Raw genomic sequence first — 22273 nt, 5'->3', positions numbered from 1 at the left:
TACCATAACTGAAGGTGGTTTCGTTCATAATGGTGCCGTCAAGGCATGTGGTTTATTATGAAATCTCAGCGAATCAAATCCGAAGGATGCAGATAAGCTTTATATTTCGTTGTAAGGGCGTAGTGCGAAACACCGTTTTCCACGAAGCTTACTATGAAATCTTAGCAAATCAAATCCGAGGGTTGCAGATGAGCTTTGGATTTCGTTGTAAGGGTGTAGTGCGAAACACCGTTTCCCACGAAGCTTATTGCCGCCAAGCCCATTAAAACCACGGCTTTCGGGCCTGCTGAATAAGTATCCTTTTATTTTTATTTAAATAAAAGGATTTTTCTTTATCATGGAGAATATTATAAACATACAAAAATGGAAAGGGGATGTTAGTATGACAACATTCACTATCAGAGGTAAAAATGTAGAGATTACCCCAGCCCTGAGAGATTATGTGGAAAAGAGAATCGGCAAGATTACCAGATACTTCGATTCGGTTGGCGAAATTTCTGTATTGCTCAGCGTCCTGAAAGACCGTCATCTTGTAGAGGTTACCGTTCCTGTTCAGGGAGTCCTGCTTCGGGGTGAGGAAGCCTCCCACGATATGTATGCCTCTATCGATTTGGTTATAGAAAAGCTGGAACGCCAGATTCATAAGCACAAGACCAAGATGCAGCGCCGCTTCCGTGACGGTACTTTGCTTGATGAGGCCTTTGCTGCTGAGGCAGCCCAGAATCGGGTTGAGGACGAAGAGGAGGATTATCCTATTGTTAAGCGCAAGAAGTTTATCGTAAAGCCTATGGACGTTCAGGAGGCTATTATGCAGATGAACCTTCTCAATCATGATTTCTTCGTATTCCGTGACGCTGATACTGAGGAAGTCAATGTGGTTTACCGCCGCTCCGATGGAAAGTACGGCTTGATCGAATCCGATAACAGATAAATGTTCGTTGCCGGTTGCAGTATCGGTAAGCATTAGAAAAAAGGACCGTTGTCCCCGGGTCTTGGGGGTGACGGTCTTTTTACTATGAAATCTTAGCGAAACAAATTCGAAGGATGCATATGAGCTTTAGCTTTCGTGCGGGGGGGGCATAGCGCGAAATATCATTTTGCACAGAGTTTATCATTTTATGTTTCTTTTGACTTCTATATTATAGTTTGTTAAACTGTAAAGAGGTGTTTTTCTGCGATTTTTTACTATGAACACTTAGCGAGCACAAGCCAACGGCGCAGTGGGAGCTTAGTGTTCGTTGTAAGGGCGTAGTGCGAAATAACGTTTCGCACGAAGTTTAGTAAAGCACATATCCAATTGATTAGGAGTGAGTTTTGTTGTTAGGTTTCTTAAAAAGATTTTTAGGCGACAATAATGAAAAAGAAATAAAACGAATGAGAGCAATCGTCGAACAGATTAATTCCTATGAAGAGGAATTAACCGAGCTTAGCGACTCCTCCCTTGTTAAACATACAGATGAATTTAAAGAACGTCTGGCCAATGGTGAGACTCTGGAGGATATTTTGCCGAAAGCCTTTGCAGTGGTCCGTGAGGCATCCCGCCGGGTGCTGGGTATGCGTCATTTCGATGTACAGATGATTGGTGGTATCTGCCTTCATGAGGGGAAAATCGCCGAGATGCGAACCGGTGAAGGTAAAACCCTGGTGGCTACTTTGCCGGTATACCTGAATGCCCTTACGGGCAAGGGGGTGCATATGGTTACCGTAAACGACTATCTGGCCAAGCGTGATAGCGAGTGGATGGGCCATCTGTATAATTTTTTGGGCCTCAGCGTAGGTCTTATCAGGCACGATATGGATTTTCCGGAGCGTAAATTCGCCTATAGCTGCGATATTACCTTTGGTACCAATAATGAATATGGCTTTGACTATCTCCGGGACAACATGGTGGTGGATCTCAATCAGATGGTGCAGCGGGAGCTGAATTTTGCCATCGTGGATGAGGTGGACAGTATTCTCATCGATGAGGCCAGAACCCCATTGATTATTTCCGGTGCCGGTACCAAGTCCACGGATATGTATACCCGTATGGCCAAGGCTGTGGAAATTTTAAAGGCCGGGGACGATTATACCGTGGACGAAAAGCAGAAGACGGTGGCTCCGTCTGAGGGAGCTGTGGCCAAGGTAGAGAAGTTCCTGGGCGTAAAGAATATGTACGACTCCGAGAACATTGAAATGTCCCACTGCTTTACTGCTGCCCTCCGGGCCAAGGCCCTGATGAAGCGTGACCGGGATTATGTGGTAAAGGACGGGGAAATCGTCATCGTCGATGAATTTACCGGCCGTCTCATGGAGGGACGCCGTTACTCCGATGGCCTCCATCAGGCCATTGAGGCCAAGGAGGGCCTGGAGGTGCGCCGTCAGTCCCAGACCTTGGCTTCTATCACCTTCCAGAACTACTTCCGTATGTACAATAAGTTGGGGGGCATGACCGGTACTGCCAAGACCGAGGAAGACGAGTTTATCAAGATTTACAACCTTCCTGTTGTGGTGGTTCCTACCAATATGCCGGTTAAACGGGTGGATTTCCCGGATGTTATCTATAAGACCCGCCGGGCCAAGCTGAAGGCAGTAGCCAATGATGTGGAGCAGATTCATGCCACCGGTCAGCCGATTTTGATTGGTACCACCTCCATTGCCCAGTCCGAGGAAATAAGTGCTATTTTGCGTAAGCGGGGGATTTCCCATAATGTATTGAATGCCAAATTCCATGAGAAGGAGGCCGAAATTATTGCCGATGCCGGCCAGAAGAATGCGGTTACCATTGCCACCAACATGGCAGGCCGTGGTACGGATATTAAGCTGGGTGAGGGGGTGCCGGAGCTGGGGGGCCTCTTTATTGTGGGCACCGAGCGTCACGAATCCCGTCGTATTGATAACCAGCTCCGTGGTCGTGCCGGCCGTCAGGGTGACCCGGGTAATTCCAGATTTTATCTGTCCCTGGAGGATGATTTGCTTCGCCTGTTTGGGGCCAAGAATATATCCTCTATTATGGATCGGTTGGGCATGGGTGAGGATGACCCAATTGAGCACAAGATGATTACCAAGTCCATTGAAAATGCCCAGAAGAAGGTGGAGGGCCGTAATTTCGATATGCGTAAGCATGTGCTGGAATACGATGATGTTATGAACCAGCAGCGTGAGGTTATTTACAAGGAACGCAAAAAGGTATTGCGGGGTGAAGACCTTAAGGGGCATATTATGCACATGGTGGGCCAGATTATCGAGTCCGAAATGGACCAGTATGCCAATGCCAAGCTTTATCCTGAGCAGTGGACCCTGGGGGATCTCATTAAGGATGCTGAGCAGATTTATGCTCCTCAGGGCAAGCTGAAGCTGGAGGAGCTTGAGGAAATGAGTCGTGACGAGGTCCAGGAGTATTTGATGGACCTGGCTGTCCAGTCCTATGAGATGCGGGAAAAAATGTTCGGCGAAGCCAATATGCGTGAGCTGGAGCGTATTGTTATGCTGCGGGTTATTGATAATCACTGGATGGAGCATTTGGATGATATGGATATGCTCCGTGAGGGTATTGGCCTCCTGTCCTATGGTCAGCGTAACCCGTTGGTTGAGTACAAGATTAAGGGTCATGATATGTTCCAGTCTATGATTGATGCCATTCAGACGGATATTGCCACCATGATGTATCGGGTGAATATCGTAACCCCTGAACAGCAGCGGGCCATGGAGGAACAGGCCAAGCAGCGTCTGGCCCAGGCCAAGCATTCCCACGGCGGCGACGAGTCTCCTGAGGAATCAGGGAAGAAAAAGCCAGTGGTAAATGGTGAAAAGGTGGGCCGCAATGACCCATGTCCATGCGGCAGCGGCAAAAAGTACAAAAATTGCTGTGGCCGTGATAAATAACCTCATCCGTCAACTTCGTTGACACCTTCCCCAGAGGGGAAGGCAATTAATGCAGCTCAACCAGCTACAAGCCTTCCCCCTTGGGAAAGGTCCCTCCGCAGGAGGGGGATGAGGTCCATTAATTAATATAAAATTAAGTAGGATGTGAGAACATGCTGGAGGATTTGAAGCCTGGAATTACGGCACTCCAGGAACGACTGAATGAGATGGAAAAGGCTCTGGATGTGGTTCATAAAGAAGAAAAAATAGCAGAATTGGAATACAAGATGGGGGAGCCCACCTTTTGGGATGACCCGGAAAGTGCCCAGAAAATCAATCAGGAGCTTAACGATGTTAAGATAAGTGTTGATAAATACAAGGCCCTGGTGGCCAAGTTCGATGACGTACAGGTAATGTGGGAAATCGGCATGGATGACAAGGATGAAAGCGTGGAGGAGGATATCAAGGCCGATATGGCTGAGATAGACAAGGCATTGGAGGAGCTTCAGCTGGAGGTAATGCTCTCCGGCAAGTACGATGCCAATAATGCCATCCTCACCCTGCACGCCGGTGCCGGCGGTACTGAGGCCCAGGACTGGACCAGTATGCTGTTGAGAATGTATGGCCGTTACGCTGAGCGTCATGGCTTTACGGTGGAGACGGCTGATTTTCTCCCGGGGGATGAGGCCGGTGTTAAATCGGTTACTTTGTTTATCAAGGGACACAACGCCTATGGCTTTCTGAAGTCCGAAAAGGGAGTACATCGTCTGGTGCGCATTTCCCCCTTTGATTCCGCAGCCCGTCGTCATACCTCCTTCTGTGCCTGTGATATTATGCCGGAGCTGGATGACACCGAGGAAGTAAAGATTAATATGGATGAAGTGCGGGTTGATACCTACCGGGCCTCCGGTGCCGGCGGTCAGCACATCAACAAAACCTCTTCTGCCGTTCGTATGACCCATGAGCCCACAGGCATCGTGGTTCAGTGCCAGAATGAGCGCTCCCAGCTCCAGAACCGCGAGCAGTGTCTGAAGATGCTGCGGGCCAAGCTCTTTGAACTGGAGGAGGAAAAGAAGGAAAAGGAGATTGCTGCCCTGGAGGGAGATCAGCAGAAAATCGAGTGGGGCAGCCAGATCCGTTCCTACGTATTCCATCCATACAATATGGTCAAGGACCACCGTACCAACGCTGAAACCGGTAACACCGGGGCAGTTATGGACGGCGAAATCGACATGTTCATTGAGGCTTTCCTTCGGGCCAAGGCCAATCATCAGTTATAAATGTTAATAATAGTATGCCGGGAGATGCAGTTGGGGACATATTTTGCGTTGGTACTTAGTGAATCCAAGCTGTAAGCGCAGGATGAACTTAGTACCGCTACGCAAACTAGAGAGCGCGAGCGTTCCCCAATGTATCTCCCAGCACACATTAACTGAAAACTAAGTATTGTATTTTAGGAGATAACTGTGAATAAAGCATTAAAGTTTGGTATAGCGGCAGTAGTGGTGGTGCTGGTATTCTGCCAGCTTATTCTGCCCTTTGTGGTGCAGGGCTCCATTGCCCACAGTATTGAGACAGCCACCAGGGCGGAAAATGTAAGTGTGAAGGTGTCCAGCCTGGCCGGCTTTATGCTGTTGGCCGGGCACATGGATAAGGTGCATATTGAGGCCGATAATGCCATGGTGGGCCAGGTCCGGGTGGATAAGCTTGTCCTGGACGGCGAGAATGTCAATGGGGATCTTACCAAGCTGGATGCCCGGGACGGTTCGGCGGTGCGGTCGGCTGATCGGCTGGAATTAACCGGCATTATTTCCCAGGACTCCCTTCAAAAGCTGCTTTCGGACAAGCTGGAGCAGGTGGATAATATTACCACCACCATGGACAAGGACAAGCTGTCGGCCACCGGTTCAGTAAAGCTGTTGGGCCGCACGGCTGATTTGACCCTGACGGGTACTGTTTTCGAGGAAAATGGCGGCGTGTATTTTCACATGACCAGCTTGGATATCCGCAATGCCGTCCTTGGCAAGGCAGTGATTGGCAATTTCTTTGGTGATATTCTCTTATTTGATTTGCAAAAAATGCCGGTTCGCTGTGAAGTGGATGATGTGGAAATGCAGGAGGGCCAGGTTATTATCAAGGCCAGCCGTCATGGAACAAAATAATAAGGAGTTAAATTGCGATGAAGCAGTTTGCATACAATAAATTATTAATAGTGCTGATAGTCATCGGCCTGTTTGCTTCACTGTTTATCAATATTCAGCGTCATCAGGTGGAGGTTCGCAATAATACCATAGAGCTTATTGTGGACTACGAGGACTTGGTGGCCTTGGTTGAATGTGATGGCGTGCCGGTGGAGGAGGTCATGAAGCAGGCCAGGGAAGCCGGTATTACGTCCTTGGCGGTGTATGAAACCACCTTCAAGAAGCTGAATGTAAATGGCAAGACTACGGCAGTTAATGGCAGCGATATTCTTACCAGCTATTATACCGGGACGATGACTGACCCGAACTGGCGTAAGCTGGTGGAGGAGGGGACCATCAAGGGCACCGATATTTATGTGACTGGTCACCATGCCCAGACCTTTAAGGAGGTTTATGAGGATTTGGTACGCCGCCTGGGGAAAGACCGGGTAACGGCCCTCAATGTAGGTGGTTCCACAGTGCTGGCAGTGAAGGCCCAGTTTGAGGCCCTGGAAAAAATGGATTTGGGTATGCCCACTGATGAGATGGAGGCTGTAAATAAAGGGGGCTTCTATGTACTGGCCCGCCCTACCAATTATAACCGGTGTACTGAGGAGGATGTGGATGCCTTCTTTAACCGTATTGATAATTACAAGGTTTCCGGCATAGTATTTTCCGGCTCCCAGGCTCTTGGGGCACCGGCCTGCTCTGATTATACGGCCAAAAAAATGGCTGAACGGGACCTTACTCTTGGTATGATTGAGGGGGTAACCCAGCTTCAGTTCTTCCAGCAGGATGGTATGCTGGATATTGCCAAGGCCAATGATTATCATTCGGCTCGCCTTTACTCCATACCAAAGGATGAGCAGAAGAAAATGAAGATTAACGATTGCGTGGAGCGTTGGTCCAATACTGATGCGGAGCGCAATATTCGGTTTAATCTGCTGAAGATTTTTGATAAGCCGGCTCCCGGCATGACCTTGCTGGAAACCAATATGAATTATTTCGGGGCAGTCAGGGATCGGCTGGTGGCTGATGGATATACCATTGGCCGGGCCGGTGTCTTTGACCACTTCTATCCCGCCGGTTGGCTGCGGGCTCTGGTGATGATTGGCGTGGTGGCGGCCTGCGTACTGTATTTGTGCCTGATTATTCCGGGCTTTAAGTCAAAGTATATTTATGGCCTCCTTATATTGGGGATTATTGTGGCTGCAGGCCCGGTTATCATGGGCCATGGCAATAAAATCCGCCTAGTGGCCTCCCTGTTAAGTGCCAATGTATTCCCGGCCATTGCGGTAATTTGGCAGCTGGACCGGTTCCGGGCCAAGAGTCCTGACGAACAGGCGTCTCTGGTCAGGATTATGGCTACTGGGGTTATTGCCCTCTTTACCTGTGGTATTATGTCCTATGTGGGAGCCTCTTATCTGTCCGGTTCATTGGCGGATACGGAATACCTGCTGGAGGTCAATATCTTCCGGGGAATTAAGCTCACCTTTATCTTGCCGATTATTCTGGTGGCCATTGCCTTCCTGCAGCGGTTTGATGTATTTGATGGCAAAATGGATGATACAGAAGGCTTTATGGATCAATTCCGTAAAATGCTGGATATGCCGGTGAAGGTAAAATCCCTGCTGATTTTGTTGTTGGTGCTGGTTGCCGGTGTGGTATTTGTGGCCCGCTCCGGTCATACCATGGGTATGCCTGTTTCTGCCACTGAGCTTAAGTTCAGGGCATTCTTGGAGCAGGTCATGTATGCCCGTCCTCGTTCCAAGGAGCTGCTCATCGGTCACCCGGCATTTATGCTGGCTGTAATGGGCTGGTTCCGTAAGTGGCCGACCATGCTGCTATTTGCCATGGTATTGGTGGCCACCATCGGTCAGGGCTCCATGGTGGAAACCTTTGCCCATATGCGTTCACCGGTGTTTATGTCCTTTGCCCGCGGCATTGGCGGCATAGTGCTGGGAGCCGTGGTGGGCGCAATCGCGATGATTTTCGTTCAGCTTTGGAGCAGATATGTTGCCCCAAGGCTGAGTACAATTAAATGAGACTTATTCAGTGAGAAGCAATGAATATAGTCAAATTAATCCAGAGCTTTACGGGTGCTTAACTCCCATCCCAAAAATGGAGTCCTGGCACTAGTTAGCGTGGGAAAAATAAGCAAAGATAAGGAATGACAACAGACATGAGTAATGTTGTAATTTCCGGGTATTACGGTTCCAGAAATGCCGGCGACGAAGCAATGCTGGCAGCGATGGTTGAAGTATTGTCGGATTTAGATCCAAAGTTGAATATTACAGTTATTTCCGCTGACCCGGCTGATACCAGGGTACGTCATCAGGTGAATTCCGTTGGCTGGCTGGATATCGGCAGTATAATCGGGGTCTTGTTCAAGGCCGATTTACTGATAAGTGGCGGTGGCAGTCTGCTGCAGAATGTGACCAGCCGCCGCAGTCTCTATTATTATCTTATGATAATTGTCTTGGCGGAGCTTCTGCGCACTCCGGTAATGCTGTATGCCCAGGGAATTGGCCCCATTCAGGGGCGGATGGCCCGCTGGATAATGCGGCTGGTGGGGAATGGTATCAAGCAGATTACCGTCCGGGATAAGGGCTCCCTGGGGGAGCTGGCCCAGATGAAGATTACCCGGCCGGCCATTGAATGTACCTCGGACCCGGTTCACGCCATTCATCCGGTGGACAAAAATATTGGCCGAACGATTTTGAAGGAAAACAATGCTTATGGTGCCAAGCCCCTGGTGGGGATTTCCGTCCGGGAGTGGCAGGATTGGACCCATTATAAGGCGGTTATTGCCCGGGCAGCGGATCAGATAGCCCAGGAATTTGATGCCCGCATCGTATTTTTGCCGATGCAGTATCCTGAGGACGTGCATTGCGCGGAAATGGTGGCCTCCATGACCAGCTGCAATGCGGTGGTGCTTCATAAGGAATATACCACCAAGGAGCTGCTGTCCATCGTGGGCAACATGGACCTGTTGATTGGCGTCCGCCTCCATGCCCTGATTTTTGCCGCGGTAATGGGCGTGCCGATGATTGGTGTGTCCTATGACCCGAAGATCGACCGCTTCCTGGAGTCCGTGGGGGAAAGCCCGGTGGGAGACCTGGAAAATGTCAAATATGACGAGCTGGTAAGCAAGGTCCGGGCCAAGTGGAATGACAAGGCGGGCTTCAGCAAGAAAAATGAGCAGCTTTTCGCCGAGCTGCGCCGTCTGGCCATGCATAACGCCGAGCTGGCCATTGAGCTTATTGATAAAAAGAAAAAAGAAAAAAAGTAATGCAATCAACAACACTGGAAAGTGAGTAAAATCATTTTCCGGTGTTTTTTTTGTGCTATAGCCCAAATTAATAAAATTTTCTATTGACATACCATTGTGGTATGTTGTAATATCTATATCAACATAGTTATAAACATATTAAATAAGTATGTTATAGATGTGATATGATGAATTGTGAGCAGGAGGTAGACAGCGATGGAAAAGAAGGAATTATTAAGGCAAATAGCCGATGCTGTAGTGGACATGGAAGAGGATACTGTGGAGGAGCTGGCTCAACAATCCCTTACCGCTGGTATTGATGCCTATGAAACTATAGATTTGGGGCTGGCCAAGGGAATGGAACGGGCCGGTCAGTTATTTGATGAAGAAGAATATTTTGTTCCAGAGCTGTTGATGTGTTCTGACGCCATGAATGTGGGGATTGATGTATTAAAGCCTCACCTAAGAAGTGAAAAGGTGTCCAAGAAGGGCAAGGTTGTCATTGGGGTGGTTGAGGGTGATACCCATGATATCGGTAAAAATCTGGTTCGCCTGATGCTGGAAACTGGCGGCTTTGAGGTGCTGGACCTGGGCCGGGATATTCCTCCCACTGAATTCGTAAGTAAGGCAGAGGAATATGGGGCAGATATCATTGGCATTGCTACCCTGATGACTACTACGATGCCGGGGATGAAGGAAGTGGTGGATATCCTGGCCAATAAGGGTATTCGCGATAAATTCAAGGTTATTGTGGGTGGCGGCCCAATTTCTCCAGCCTTTGCCAAGAAGATTGGTGCTGACGGCTATGCCAGGAATGCTGCGGATGCCGTAAAGGTGGCGGAAGAGCTGTTGGGCAATACTGATTTGGCGTTAGGAGCGTGAGTATATGGACGTATTATCTCCCAAGGAGCGGCTGCTCCGCTCTCTAAAGGGTGAGGCTGTGGACAGAACTCCGGTGATTTGTCCCGGGGGTATGATGAATTCCGCTATTGTTGATGTAATGAAAAAGCATGGAAATGTATTACCCGATGGACATTGTGATCCTGAGATAATGGCGGCTTTGGCCCTGGATGTACAGGCGGATACGGGCTTTGAAAATGTGGGTATTCCCTTTTGCATGACCGTGGAGGCAGAAGCCCTGGGCAGTGATATAGATTTTGGCACATTGAAATGTGAGCCGAAAATTGCCAAGGAAATTTTTCCCTCTGTAAAGGAGGTTATCTATAAAGAGACTGACGCTTTGGTAAAAAGCGAACGGGCGGGTACAGTGTTTCAGGCAATATATAATGCTGCCGGCCATTCTCCTGACATACCGGTTATTGGCAGCATAACAGGTCCCTTAAGTACCGCCGCTTCGGTGGTGGATCCCATGAATTTTTTGAAGGAGCTGCGTAAGGTCAAGGAGGACTCCCACCGCTTTGTGGATTATGTAACCCGTCAGCTGATAGGCTACGCCCGCTATATGGTGGATAATGGCGCCAGCGTAATATCCATTGCTGACCCAACGGCTACCGGTGAAATATTGGGACCAAGGATGTTCGGCGATTATGCTGTAGTTTATATAAATAAGCTGGTGGATGCCATTCATGAAATGGGGGTACCAGTTATCGTTCATATATGTGGCCGCATGCAGGCCGTGACCCAGCATATAGCCAATCTTCATGCGGATGCCATAAGTGTGGATGCGCTGGTAAGTCTTAAGAAGCTGAAGGAAGCCTATCCTCAGCTTACCACCATGGGGAATCTCAGTACCTTCCTGCTGGAATTTGGGGAAGAACCCAATATACAGCGCGGTACTGAGCAGCTTATCCGGGATGAGATTAATATATTGGCACCGGCCTGTGGGTTGAGTACATCAACGCCACTAAGCAATATCCAAGCCTTTACCGGTGCCGCCAAAGCTGTGTAAGGGGGCGTATAAATGAGTAAATTTCAGATTGTATTTCAGCCCTCCGGCCGGCGCGGTGAGGTAGAGGAAGGAAAAACTATTCTGCAGGCGGCCCAGAGCCTGGGTGTAGGAATTGAAGCCAACTGCGGCGGGGCCATGGTCTGTGGCAAATGTAAGATTATTCCGGAATTTGGAACCTTCGATAAATTGGGCCTAAGCTCAGCTGAGGAACATATTTCTGCCCTAAGTACAGTGGAAGAAAAAATCCTGACTGCTGAAGAAATCCAAAAGGGCGTGCGGTTAGCTTGCTGTGTCCACATAAAGGGCGATTTGGTGGTCAGTGTGCCTAAGAAGAGCCAAAGTGCCAAGCAGGTGGTACTGGAGGCAGGCAGTTCCAGACAAATTGCCATAAAGCCGGCGGTAAAAGCCTATTTTTTACGGCTTACGCCACCGACCCTGGAGGACCCTATGGACGACCGGCAGCGTTTGCTGGCGGCCCTACAGAAAGCAACAGGCTTAACAGATGTAAGGCTTGATTATCCAGTTTTATGTAATCTGTCCCAGGTGCTTAGGGAAAATAACTGGGAGGTTACCGTAACGGTGCGGGAGGACAAGCAGGAAATCGTTAGGGTGCGGGGCGGTGATTACAGCCGCAAGCTGGGTATTGCCATTGATATCGGTACTACCACACTGGCGGCCTATCTCTGTGATTTGGATACAGGGGAGCTGCTGGAAAAGGCCTCCCGGATGAATTCCCAGATTGGCTATGGTGAGGATATTTTATCAAGAGTATCCTATGCCACCAGTAACCCTGATGGGCTTCAGACCTTGCATGACATTATCATAAATGATGTCAATGAGCTGGCCACGGAGCTGACGGCTGGTATCGGTGGTACCCCGGAGGATGTGGATGAAATGGTGCTGGTCTACAATACGGTAATGCATCATTTGGCCCTAAAGCTGTACCCTGGTTATGTGGGGCGCTCCCCCTTTGCGCCAGTGGCGGCCCATGCCTTGGACATAAAGGCCAGGGATTTGGGCATAAATATAAATCCCGCTGGCTGGGTACATTCATTACCTATTGAGGCGGGCTTTGTAGGGGCCGATAATATGGCGGTGGTCATAGCCGAGGAGCCATATAACAGCGATAAGATAAAGCTGATTATCGACATTGGTACCAACGGGGAGATTGACCTGGGAAACCAGGACAGACTGCTGTGTACCTCCTGTGCCACTGGCCCAGCATTGGAAGGAGCTCAGATAAAATTTGGCATGCGGGCGGCTCCTGGTGCCATTGAAGGAGTGAAAATTGACAAGGAAACCCTGGAGCCATCCTACAAGGTTATCGGCAATGATACCTGGTATCCGGAGCTGGAGGTCACTGGAGCCTTAGGCATCTGTGGTTCAGGGATAATCGATGTATTTGCCGCCCTCTATGAAGCTGGTATAGTGGGAAAAAGTGGCCGGATAAATAATAAATTGACCACTCCCCGTATCAGAAGAGACGAGAATGGCAAGTGGGAATATGTGCTGGCCTATGCCAAGGAAACAGGGATAGGACAGGACATAGTAGTTACCCAGGCCGATATTCGGGCCATTCAGCTGGCCAAGGCCGCTATCTATGTGGGGGCTGAGTACTTATTGAATAAATATGGCATTGACCATGTGGATGAGGTAATTCTGGCCGGGGCCTTCGGCAGCTATATAAATAAGCGCAGTGCTTTGGTAATGGGCATGTTCCCGGATTGCGATCTCGATAATATTCATGCTGTGGGCAATGCGGCAGGGGATGGTGCCCGTATTGCCTTATTAAATATTGATAAACGCCATGAGGCGGATGAAATTGCCCGAAAGGTGGAATTTGTGGAGACGGCGGCGGAACCTGATTTTCAGGAGCATTTCATGGAAGCTATTGCCATTCCCCACGCCAAGGCCAAGTTCCCCCATGTGAAGGTACAATGAATATGTTGAGCAAGAAAGGCAGATGAATTTCATGACGGAATGGAAGGATGAGATGACGGCCATTGAGCGTATGACAGCCTACGCCAAGGGCGAGGATATAGATCGGCTGCCATGTGTCCCAATAGTGGGCAATACGGCAGCCCGGGTAATCGGCGTAAAGGTATCAGATTTTCGCGGTAACGGTGAACTGATTGCCAAGGCCCACATTGCGGCCTATAAATTATTTCATTACGACAATATCCGGGTGTTTACAGACTTATATACCCAAGCCGAGGCCATGGGCTCCCAGGTAATATATCCCGAGGATGAAACAGCATATCTCGGTCAACCGGTAATAAAGCTGGATCCACGATTGTCCAATTTGGATGAGATCGATAAGCTGCGTCCGGCGGACCCATATAAGGACGGTAATTTACCGGAGCATCTAAAGGCCATGCGGATAGTGGTGGAGGCTGTAGGCAAGGAGGTACCGGTAGGTGGTGCTGTTACCGGGCCATTTACCAATTCATCCTTTTTGGTGGGGGCTGAAAATCTGGTGCGTTTAACCTTGAAAAATCCGGCGGCCGTTCACAAGCTGTGTCAGGTGTCCTTGGAAAGCAATCTTCGTTATGTGGATGCAGTAATTGATGCGGGAGTTACCCCAAGTCTTACAGACGCCATGTCATCAAGCACGGTTATAAGCCCAAGATTGTTCCGTAAATTCTCCTTGCCATATTTGAAAAAGCTAATTGACCATATTCACAATAAGGGTAAGAAGGTAACTCTGCACATTTGCGGGAAAACGGATGGTATTTGGGAGGATATGGTAAAGGCCGGGGCGGACTGCCTGAGTATTGACAATGATGCGGATATCCAGAAGGCCAAGGAGCTGGTAGGGGACAGGGTAATGCTTATGGGTAATGTACGGCCATCGGAAACCATGCTGGAGGGTACAGTGGAGGATGTGCGCAAGGCAACAGTTGAGGTCGTTCGCAAGGTATACGATTCACCAAAGGGCTTTATTGTAGCATCTGGGTGCAGCCTGCCAACGGAAACCCCATTTGCCAATATTCACGAGATGTTAAATACGGTGCGTCGTATCGGCAATCCGTTTGCGATTAAGGATGCCACATCCATTGTGGCATGAAAGAGGGATGATAGGGTATGAAGAAGATATTAGCAGTATTATTAATTGTAATTGCAATGATTACAACGGCCTGCGGTGGTTCTGAACAGTCTGCAGGAACAGATAAAAAGACGGATTTTAAGATTGGTTATCTGGCTTCCACTGGACATATTTTATATTTTATTGCCCAGGAGAAGGGTTATTTTGCGGAAGAAGGGTTAAATTCAGAGCTGGTATTATTCAATAATTCCGGTGAGGGCATTACCGCTGTGGCCAATGGTAAGCTGGATGTGGGAGCCTTTGGCAGCTCGGCACCAATGGTGTATATGTCCAAGGGAAGCCCAATAACGATTTTTGCCGGGCAGATGTCCATGGGCCATGCTCTGGTGGCAAAGCCGGAGAAGGCTGCTGAATTAGCTGATTTAAAGAATCTTAAGGGAAAGACTGTGGCCACCATTCGTTTGGCCACCGGTGATATTGTATTCCGTGAGGCAGCTATTAAGCAGGGCTTAAAGATTGGCGAGGATGTAACCTTTAAGGAAATGGAATCAGCCTCTGCGGCTATGGAGGCAGTGAAGAACGGTGCAGCAGATGCTTCTGTTGTATGGACTCCATTCCGTAAAATGGCAGAACAGCAGGGCTTAAAGATTGTTAAGTACAGTCCGGAAGTGCCTGGCTTTGAAAATCATCCATGCTGCCGTCAAATTGCTTCTACCGCCAATATCCAGAAGCATCCAGAAAATTATGAGGCATTTCTCCGGGCCATGATTAAGGCGTATCGCTTCTACAAGACGAATAAGGATGAATCCATAGAGATATTATCCAAGTATGTGAATATTGATAAGGATACACTGTATGAGGAGACCTATGGTAAATATGTGGAATCCAATCCAGATCCAAATCGTAATGCCGTTATTGACTTTTATAAGTACATGAAGGAAGTGGGTTATATTGAAAAGGACTTTGACATTGCAGAGCACATCAATATCCAGCTCTATCAGAAGGCCCTGGACAAGCTTCTTGAAGCTGAGCCGCAGGATAGCATTTACAAGCAGCTTAAGGCAGATTTTGAGAAAAATGATTTATAAATTCAATTTTACTAAGTCGGCCAAGACTCAACAGGTGGTGGATGTTACAGCTATTTTTCTGGGGCTTCTGGCCGTGTGGGAGGTATTGACGGTACAACTGGAGGTATTGGATGCCTTTTTGTTCCCATCTCCTCAGCAGGTACTGGAGCTGTTTATCGGTGACCTGCCCACCATATTCCGTGGCTTGGGCAGCTCCCTGGTATTATTGTCAGCGGCCTATGCCCTGGCACTGGCCACGGCCATTCCTTTAGGCTTATTTGTAGGCTGGCGGCGCAGGTTATTTAATGCTGTTCATCCCATTTCAAAGATTATGAGTGCAGTGCCACCAATTGTGTATATACCATACGCCATTGCCATTTTACCAACCTTTCAGTTGGCTTCTGTTTTGGTAATTTTTGTGGGGGCCTTTTGGCCAATATTCGTGAGTACGCTAAATGCTACGGTGCAGATCGATAAAGCCTTGATTGATTCGGCCCGAATGCTCCGCATCAAGGAACGGCGCCTGCTCTTTGAGATTATCCTGCCGGCTATTATGCCCCAGGTACTGACTGGGTGCAGTGTGGGATTGATTTTCTCCTTTATTCTGCTGGCATCGGCTGAGATGATTGGAGCTACCTCAGGTATCGGTTGGTATGTAAAGTATTATTCCGATTTTGGCGATTATGGCAAGGTTATTGTGGGTATTCTGTTTATTGGTCTGGTGGTTACTGCTGTAATGGCCGTTTTTGACCGGATACAGCGTCATCTGCTGCGGTGGCAGGCCAAGTACTCGGCGGATTAAGGGAGGGACAATTATGCTGGAAGTGAAACATGTCAGTAAGTCCTTCGCCAAGGACGGTCAGCCACAGCTGGTACTGTCGGACCTTAATCTGGAAGTAGGGGCTAGGGAATTTGTTTGCCTTTTAGGTCCATCGGGGTGTGGCAAAAGTACCCTTCTTAGGATTATGGCGGGTCTTGATAATGCTGAATCCGGTGGTGTATATCTGGATGACAAGCTGGTGAAGGAGCCTCAGCCTAAATGCGCCTTTGTATTTCAGGACTATGCCCTGTTTCCCTGGAAAACCGTATTGGAAAATGTGGTTTATGGTATGGATGTTCAAGGTATGTATGATAAGAAAACTCGGGTAGAGAAGGCTAAGGAATATTTGAAGCTCATGCATTTGGAAAAATATGAGAATTCATATATCCACGAATTGTCTGGTGGTATGCGCCAGCGGACAGCTATTGCCAGAAGCTTGGCCCTGGAGCCGGAGATATTATTCATGGATGAGCCCTTTGGGGCCTTGGACAACTTTACCCGCATGGAGCTGCAGGAGCTGCTGCTGGATATTTACAGCAAAAACAAGCTAAGTGTGGTATTTGTAACCCATGATATCAGCGAAGCAATTTATCTGGGGGACAGGGTGGTGGTAATGAATGCTCACCCGGGAACGGTTCATTCAATTTTAGATATTAATAAGGGCTTGGTGCGGGATCGTACCAGTGAGGATTTCCATCTGTATGAGGATAAAATCATGCAGGCCTTCCAGCTGGTGCGCAAGCAGGAAGTGGAATATTATATTTAAGCGTTGTCAGAGTAAATTGGGAAAGGCGGTGACAATATGGCGAAGGGCTTCATGGAACATTTTCGATGCGGTGGTGAACCGGAGCGGCATATTGCCATTGAATTGTGTCAGTGGGCTGGTGTGGAGGTCGGTGATGTATATTGCCACAGTGAAGCCATGGCTGCCATGGCCCATACTATTTGTCAGCTGGAAGGGGATGTGCTGTGCAAGCTGCCCTTTGCAACTATGGCTGAGGCTGAACAGCTGGGAGCTAAGTGGAATTTCATCTCAGATAAGGCACAACCAGTGCCTGGGGCCTTGCCCTATGAGAAGCTGATTGAGGTGAAAATACCGGCCTTTTCCTTTGACTATGGCCTTATGCAGGAGAATTTACAGGCCATACGCCTGCTGAGGCACAGGGGAGAACGGGTCAGCTATAATATTGAAGGCCCCTTTACCCTGCTGAGCTTATTGGTACCATCCAGGGAAATTTATAAAGGGATGCGGGCTCAACCAGAGCTTCTGAGAAGGCTGTGTGAGCAGCTCATAGACAATATTGCGCTGGAGGCTGCCTATGTGGCTGAGGCGGGGGCAGAGGTGATTTCCTATGCTGACCCGCTGATTGCCTGTAATATGGTTTCTCCGGCAGTTTATACAACGCTGTGTGGTGATATAATTCGTGAAGCCCTGCAGCGGATTACGGTGGCTGTACCCGATGTGACAGTTCATGTATGTAGTGCCACCTCAGCCGCCTTTCAACGGGCTGGCTTTTGTCAATGTCGTCCTTTCGTTGTGCCTAAGGGGATGTGTTATGGTGAGGCCCTGTGCTTTGCCCGTCATCATGCGGGGGTCCAGCTGGTGGGCCATGGCTGCCTGCAGCATTCCTGCTGCCAGATGGCCAAACCGGTGGTGTATGAATTGAAGCTATGCTAAGGATGAAGGATATAGAAGGGAGTGTGTGAACAATGTTGGGAGATTGCGCTAATTGCAATGCTAATCATATGTGCTTTATGAAAGGGAAAAGCTGTGTTCCGGTGGAGCAGAGCGAGGTATTGGCCCTATACGATAAAGAGGAAAGAAAAATAATGAAGGCGGCCGCCTATGTGGAGGGCACCTTTTATATGAAATATACCCGTTTGCAGGAAACTGCTGAATTTGCCAAAAAAATGGGCTATAAGACCATTGGCATCGGGTTTTGCATGGGTATTCGGGATGAAGCCAGGCTCTTTGCCAAGTTCTTTGCTGATCAGGGCTTTGAAGTGGTTTCCGTTTGCTGCAAGAATTGCAGTATATCCAAGGATGTGCTGAAGCTAAAGAAGGTAAATCCCAATAACGCCATTGAACCAATGTGTAATCCAAAGGCTCAGGCCAAGTACCTTAATGAGCATGGGGTGGAGCTTTTCGTGTCTGCTGGTCTATGTGTGGGACATGATGCGCTCTTTTCCAAGGCCTGTGAAGGTCCGGTTACTACCTTGGTGGTTAAGGATCGGGTGCTGGGGAACAATCCGATGGCGGTGGTATATTCCGGTTATTGGAAGAAAAAGCTGGGCCTGGCGGAGCAGGATTTGTAAAATGAGACTTACTCAGCTGGAGCTTTAAACTCTAACTGAGTGTAGTCGAATAAATCCTGGTATTTGTGGGTTCAGGCTAAAAGTCATATTACACATATTGTAGTGAAAAAGGCTGGAGCCGATGGTGCGTATCATCGGTCTCCAGCCTTCCGTGTCTTAGCGATATATAGAATGTCAAAGGTAGTATTATGTTATCCTTCTTTTGGAAAAAATTATTGATAATATATTATCCAAAACTTGCTAAAATGGCATATAATAGATAAAATATTAGTATGATAAATTTAGAACAACGCACATATAATGAAATAAATAAAGATTTGGCAAAAAGGGTGGCAAAGCTGCGGAGGCGGCGGAAGCTATCCCAGCAGGCCCTGGCACAGAAATCTGGAGTGAGCTTTGGGTCGGTAAAGCGGTTTGAACAGACCGGGGATATTTCTTTGCAGTCATTGACTAAAATAGCTATTGCTCTTGAAGTGGAGGGAGAGCTGGAGTACCTTTTTAGTCAGGTCCCTTATGAGTCCTTGGAGGAGCTTTTGAATGAACAGGGTAGATAAGTTAACAGTGTTTTATCATGGTCAACCAGTGGGGGATATGGTGCTGGCTGATAATCGATTAGCGGCCTTTGAATATAACAAAAACTGGCTTTTGGATGGCTTTTCTATCAGCCCCTTTTCCTTGCCATTGGAGAAGAAAGTATTTATGCCAAAGTATGATCCTTTTGAGGGGCTTTTCGGAGTGTTTGCCGATAGCTTACCTGATGGCTGGGGGCGACTGTTAGTAGACAGACTGTTGCGGAAAAAGGGGATGGATCCGGCCAGAGTCGGTGTTCTTACACGCTTGGCTATAGTTGGGGAAGCTGGTATGGGGGCTCTTTCCTATACGCCCACGGTTTTGTTGGAAAATGTAGAGAAAAATTTAAGCTACGATGAAATCTCCACTGAGTGCAAAAAACTTCTGCAGGAAGAAATGACAGATGAGCTGGATTTCCTTTTTGCAAAAGGTGGTTCCTCCGGTGGTGCCCGACCTAAGATAATGACCACCATAGATGGTGAACCATGGCTGATAAAATTCCCATCCACTTATGACCGGAAAAATATCGGTGAGCTGGAATACAAATATGCATTGTGTGCAAAAAAATGCGGCATTCAAATGGCAGCTACAAAATTGTTTCCGTCAAGTAAATGCAGTGGTTATTTTGGTACCAAACGATTTGATTTTATAGAGGGTGAAGGCGGAATGGTGCGTGTTCACATGGTATCAGCATCAGGCCTCTTGGAAACATCTCATCGAATACCAAATCTTGACTATGATCTTTTGATGAAGCTGACCCTGAAGCTGACCCGGGATATGGAAGAGTGCAAGAAATTGTTCCGCTTAATGTGTTTTAATGTCTTTGCCCATAATCGTGATGACCATTCCAAGAATTTCACGTATATTTATGTGGAACCGGAAAAAAGATGGGCGTTGTCACCAGCCTATGATTTAACCTACAGCAACTCCATAGGTGGGGAACATGCCACCACCGTCCATGGGGAAGGACGGGACCCAGGGATGGCGGATATTTTGGAGGTAGCCAAGACTATTGGTTTAAACGGGCAATGGGCCCGGGCTGAGGCCAAATTGATAAAAGAAACAGTTTTTAGTGAATTAAAAGAATATTTGTAATTAAGGTTGTATTGTGAGCAGATGAAATTGTACAATCAAGGAAAGTAGAGAGATGGAGGAACCTTAAATGAAATTTTGTATATTTGGTGCCGGGGGAACCGGTGGTACCTTGGCGGCCTATTTGGCTATGGCGGGCAATGATGTGACACTTATCGCCCGGGGCCAGCATTTAAAGGCAATACAGGAAAGAGGACTGGTGCTGCATACCAATCATCGTGGTACCATTACGGTGGACAATATAAAGGCGGTTACGGCAGATGAATATAGGGATACGCCGGAGGTGCTCTTTGTTTGCGTGAAATACTACAATATTGAGGATGCTATTGCATTTGCCCGTGAAAAGGCGGGGCAGGATACCCTGATAGTACCTATCCTGAATGTTTTTGGTACCGGCGGGGTTATGCAGGAGCAGCTGTCACAGCACACCTGTCTTGATGGCTGTATTTATGTTATGAGCGAAATAGAGGCTCCTGGAGTAATATACCAGTCCAATAAAATTTTGCGGGTAATTTTTGGCTATCGGCTCAAGCAGGAGGAAAAGCTGGCAGACAAGGCCCGGCAGCTGGAGCAGGTTTTGGGTGATGCAGAGATTAAGGGCCATTTCAGCAATAACATTATCCGTGATGCCCTGCAGAAATTTGCCTTTGTCTCCCCGGCTGGGGCGGCAGGAGCCTATTTTGACGCCACCTGTGAAAATTTCCAGCACTCGGGGGAGGAACGGGATACCTTCACGGGCCTTATAAAGGAAGTAGTGGCCTTGGGCAAGGCCATGGGGGTGGAATTTGGGCAGGATCTGGTGGAAGTGGGTCTGAAAATGATGGATAATTTAAAGCCGGACTCCACCATGTCCATGCAACGGGATATTCAGCGGGGCCGTCAGTCAGAATTCAGCGGTCTGGTAACCAGAGTGGTGAAGCTAGGCAAGGAATATGGTGTTTCTGTGCCTTTGTATGAAAAAATTGCTGCTTGGGGAGCAGCTAAGGGAATAAAATAAGGACAATAAAGCATATTTCTCCTGCTGATTTGCAAAAAACTCTAAAATGTTGTTTTTACAACATAATTTTCAGCGTGATTTTTGTATAATCATTTAATGAAGCTAAGATGTGTGTGAACAATAGGAGGCAATAAATATGCTTAGACAGATTATTCATATTGATGAGGAAAAATGTAACGGCTGTGGCCTGTGTGCCCAGGCCTGCCATGAGGGAGCCATAGATATTGTTGATGGTAAAGCCAAGCTGATGCGAGAGCATTTTTGTGATGGCCTGGGGGACTGTCTGCCGGGCTGTCCTACCGGGGCCATTACCTTTGAGAAGCGGGAAGCACCGGCCTATGATGAGGCAGCGGTAAAGGCAGCCCAAGGTGCCAAGAGAGAAGCTGAAAATACAAAGGCAGTTTCTTCGCCTAAGATGCCACCAATGGGCATGGGCTGCCCAGGCTCAAGAGCCATGGAGCTAAAAAAGTCAGAGGTGATAGAGCCACAGATGGATAACCAGCCAATGACCTCTGCCCGTCCAGTGTCCCAGCTTAATCAGTGGCCATGCCAGATAAAGCTGCTCCCCACCCAGGCACCATTTTATGATGGGGCCAAGCTGTTGATTGCAGCGGATTGTACTGCCTACGCCTATGCCAATGTCCATGAGGATTTCATGAAGGGCAAAATAACCCTGATTGGTTGCCCAAAGCTGGATGAGGGAGATTACAGCGAGAAGCTGACGGAAATCATCAGCAATAATGATATAAAGAGCGTAACCATTCTCCGCATGGAGGTACCATGCTGCGGCGGCCTCCAAAGAGCCGCAGAAACGGCCCTGAAAAACAGCGGCAAATTCCTCCCGTGGCAGGTGGTAACCATCTCCCGTGATGGCAGGATTTTGGAATAAATATTGATGTAAAGATGCCCTTGGTACACTCAGTTGTGTACTAAGGGCATTTTTGGTACATAAAATATGAGGGAATGAAAATATGAAATGTGAGGGAATGAAATTGTGAAATATAAGGGAATGAAGTTATGAAATATAAGGGAATGAAATTATGAAATATGAGGGAATGAAATTGTAAAATATGAGGGAATGAGACATAACATATTTCTTTTAGGTTGTCCGCTTTTGTGATAAAATTAGGTTGAGATTGGGAGGATACGTGTAAAAGAAGCC

General features: G+C 48.0%; 19 protein-coding genes. All 19 read left to right on the top strand.

Annotation, left to right across the window (positions count from 1 at the left end; genetic code table 11):
- The first annotated feature begins 382 nt into the window (after positions 1-382).
- The gene (gene raiA / locus Q0Y54_RS04940; protein ID WP_297964902.1) at positions 383-931 is read left to right on the top strand and encodes a ribosome hibernation-promoting factor, HPF/YfiA family; all 549 of its coding nucleotides are present in this window, start codon (positions 383-385) and stop codon (positions 929-931) included.
- Positions 932-1317: 386 nt separating this feature from the next.
- The gene (gene secA / locus Q0Y54_RS04935) at positions 1318-3864 is read left to right on the top strand and encodes a preprotein translocase subunit SecA (protein ID WP_297964900.1); all 2547 of its coding nucleotides are present in this window, start codon (positions 1318-1320) and stop codon (positions 3862-3864) included.
- Positions 3865-4016: 152 nt separating this feature from the next.
- A complete protein-coding gene (gene prfB / locus Q0Y54_RS04930; protein WP_297964898.1) occupies positions 4017-5123 on the top strand; it encodes a peptide chain release factor 2 in 1107 nt (368 codons plus the stop codon).
- 186 nt (positions 5124-5309) lie between these two features.
- Positions 5310-6005: an LmeA family phospholipid-binding protein gene (locus tag Q0Y54_RS04925; protein ID WP_297964896.1), complete on the top strand. Its 696-nt coding sequence runs from the start codon at positions 5310-5312 to the stop codon at positions 6003-6005.
- 17 nt (positions 6006-6022) lie between these two features.
- Positions 6023-8068, top strand: coding sequence for a DUF5693 family protein (locus Q0Y54_RS04920; protein WP_297964894.1), 2046 nt, complete (start codon positions 6023-6025; stop codon positions 8066-8068).
- 137 nt (positions 8069-8205) lie between these two features.
- Positions 8206-9315: a polysaccharide pyruvyl transferase CsaB gene (gene csaB, locus Q0Y54_RS04915; RefSeq protein ID WP_297964891.1), complete on the top strand. Its 1110-nt coding sequence runs from the start codon at positions 8206-8208 to the stop codon at positions 9313-9315.
- A gap of 195 nt (positions 9316-9510) precedes the next feature.
- Positions 9511-10176, top strand: a complete 666-nt coding sequence (locus Q0Y54_RS04910) for a corrinoid protein (RefSeq protein ID WP_297964889.1) — start codon at positions 9511-9513, stop codon at positions 10174-10176.
- Positions 10177-10180: 4 nt separating this feature from the next.
- Positions 10181-11203, top strand: coding sequence for a uroporphyrinogen decarboxylase family protein (locus tag Q0Y54_RS04905; protein WP_297964887.1), 1023 nt, complete (start codon positions 10181-10183; stop codon positions 11201-11203).
- A gap of 12 nt (positions 11204-11215) precedes the next feature.
- Positions 11216-13144, top strand: a complete 1929-nt coding sequence (locus Q0Y54_RS04900) for an ASKHA domain-containing protein (protein ID WP_297964884.1) — start codon at positions 11216-11218, stop codon at positions 13142-13144.
- 31 nt (positions 13145-13175) lie between these two features.
- Complete coding sequence (locus Q0Y54_RS04895) at positions 13176-14270, top strand: uroporphyrinogen decarboxylase family protein (protein WP_297964882.1); 1095 nt, start codon at positions 13176-13178, stop codon at positions 14268-14270.
- A 17-nt stretch (positions 14271-14287) separates the two neighbouring features.
- Positions 14288-15337 (top strand): ABC transporter substrate-binding protein, encoded by a 1050-nt coding sequence (locus Q0Y54_RS04890; protein ID WP_297964880.1) that lies wholly within the window; start codon positions 14288-14290, stop codon positions 15335-15337.
- A complete protein-coding gene (locus tag Q0Y54_RS04885) occupies positions 15327-16118 on the top strand; it encodes an ABC transporter permease (protein WP_297964878.1) in 792 nt (263 codons plus the stop codon). Before Q0Y54_RS04890 ends, Q0Y54_RS04885 begins: the two co-directional genes overlap by 11 nt.
- Before the next feature lie 13 nt (positions 16119-16131).
- Positions 16132-16902, top strand: a complete 771-nt coding sequence (locus Q0Y54_RS04880; RefSeq protein ID WP_297964876.1) for an ABC transporter ATP-binding protein — start codon at positions 16132-16134, stop codon at positions 16900-16902.
- Between the two features lie 36 nt (positions 16903-16938).
- Complete coding sequence (locus tag Q0Y54_RS04875) at positions 16939-17814, top strand: uroporphyrinogen decarboxylase family protein (RefSeq protein ID WP_297964874.1); 876 nt, start codon at positions 16939-16941, stop codon at positions 17812-17814.
- A 77-nt stretch (positions 17815-17891) separates the two neighbouring features.
- Positions 17892-18452, top strand: a complete 561-nt coding sequence (locus tag Q0Y54_RS04870; protein WP_297964872.1) for a DUF1847 domain-containing protein — start codon at positions 17892-17894, stop codon at positions 18450-18452.
- A 272-nt stretch (positions 18453-18724) separates the two neighbouring features.
- A complete protein-coding gene (locus Q0Y54_RS04865; protein WP_297964870.1) occupies positions 18725-19006 on the top strand; it encodes a helix-turn-helix domain-containing protein in 282 nt (93 codons plus the stop codon).
- The gene (locus Q0Y54_RS04860; protein ID WP_297964869.1) at positions 18990-20117 is read left to right on the top strand and encodes a type II toxin-antitoxin system HipA family toxin; all 1128 of its coding nucleotides are present in this window, start codon (positions 18990-18992) and stop codon (positions 20115-20117) included. The genes Q0Y54_RS04865 and Q0Y54_RS04860 overlap by 17 nt, the downstream gene beginning before the upstream one ends.
- Positions 20118-20184: 67 nt before the next feature.
- Positions 20185-21111 carry a ketopantoate reductase family protein gene (locus Q0Y54_RS04855; RefSeq protein ID WP_297964867.1) on the top strand — a complete coding sequence of 309 codons (927 nt, stop codon included), beginning with the start codon at positions 20185-20187 and terminating at the stop codon, positions 21109-21111.
- A 136-nt stretch (positions 21112-21247) separates the two neighbouring features.
- Positions 21248-22000 carry an ATP-binding protein gene (locus Q0Y54_RS04850; protein ID WP_297964865.1) on the top strand — a complete coding sequence of 251 codons (753 nt, stop codon included), beginning with the start codon at positions 21248-21250 and terminating at the stop codon, positions 21998-22000.
- The last annotated feature ends 273 nt before the right edge of the window (positions 22001-22273 follow it).

It is taken from the genome of uncultured Anaerovibrio sp., assembly GCF_947302755.1.
Lineage (GTDB): Bacteria > Bacillota > Negativicutes > Selenomonadales > Selenomonadaceae > Anaerovibrio.
The sequence above is the reverse complement of the archived record's forward strand: the minus strand, read 5'-3'. Positions and strand labels throughout refer to the sequence as shown.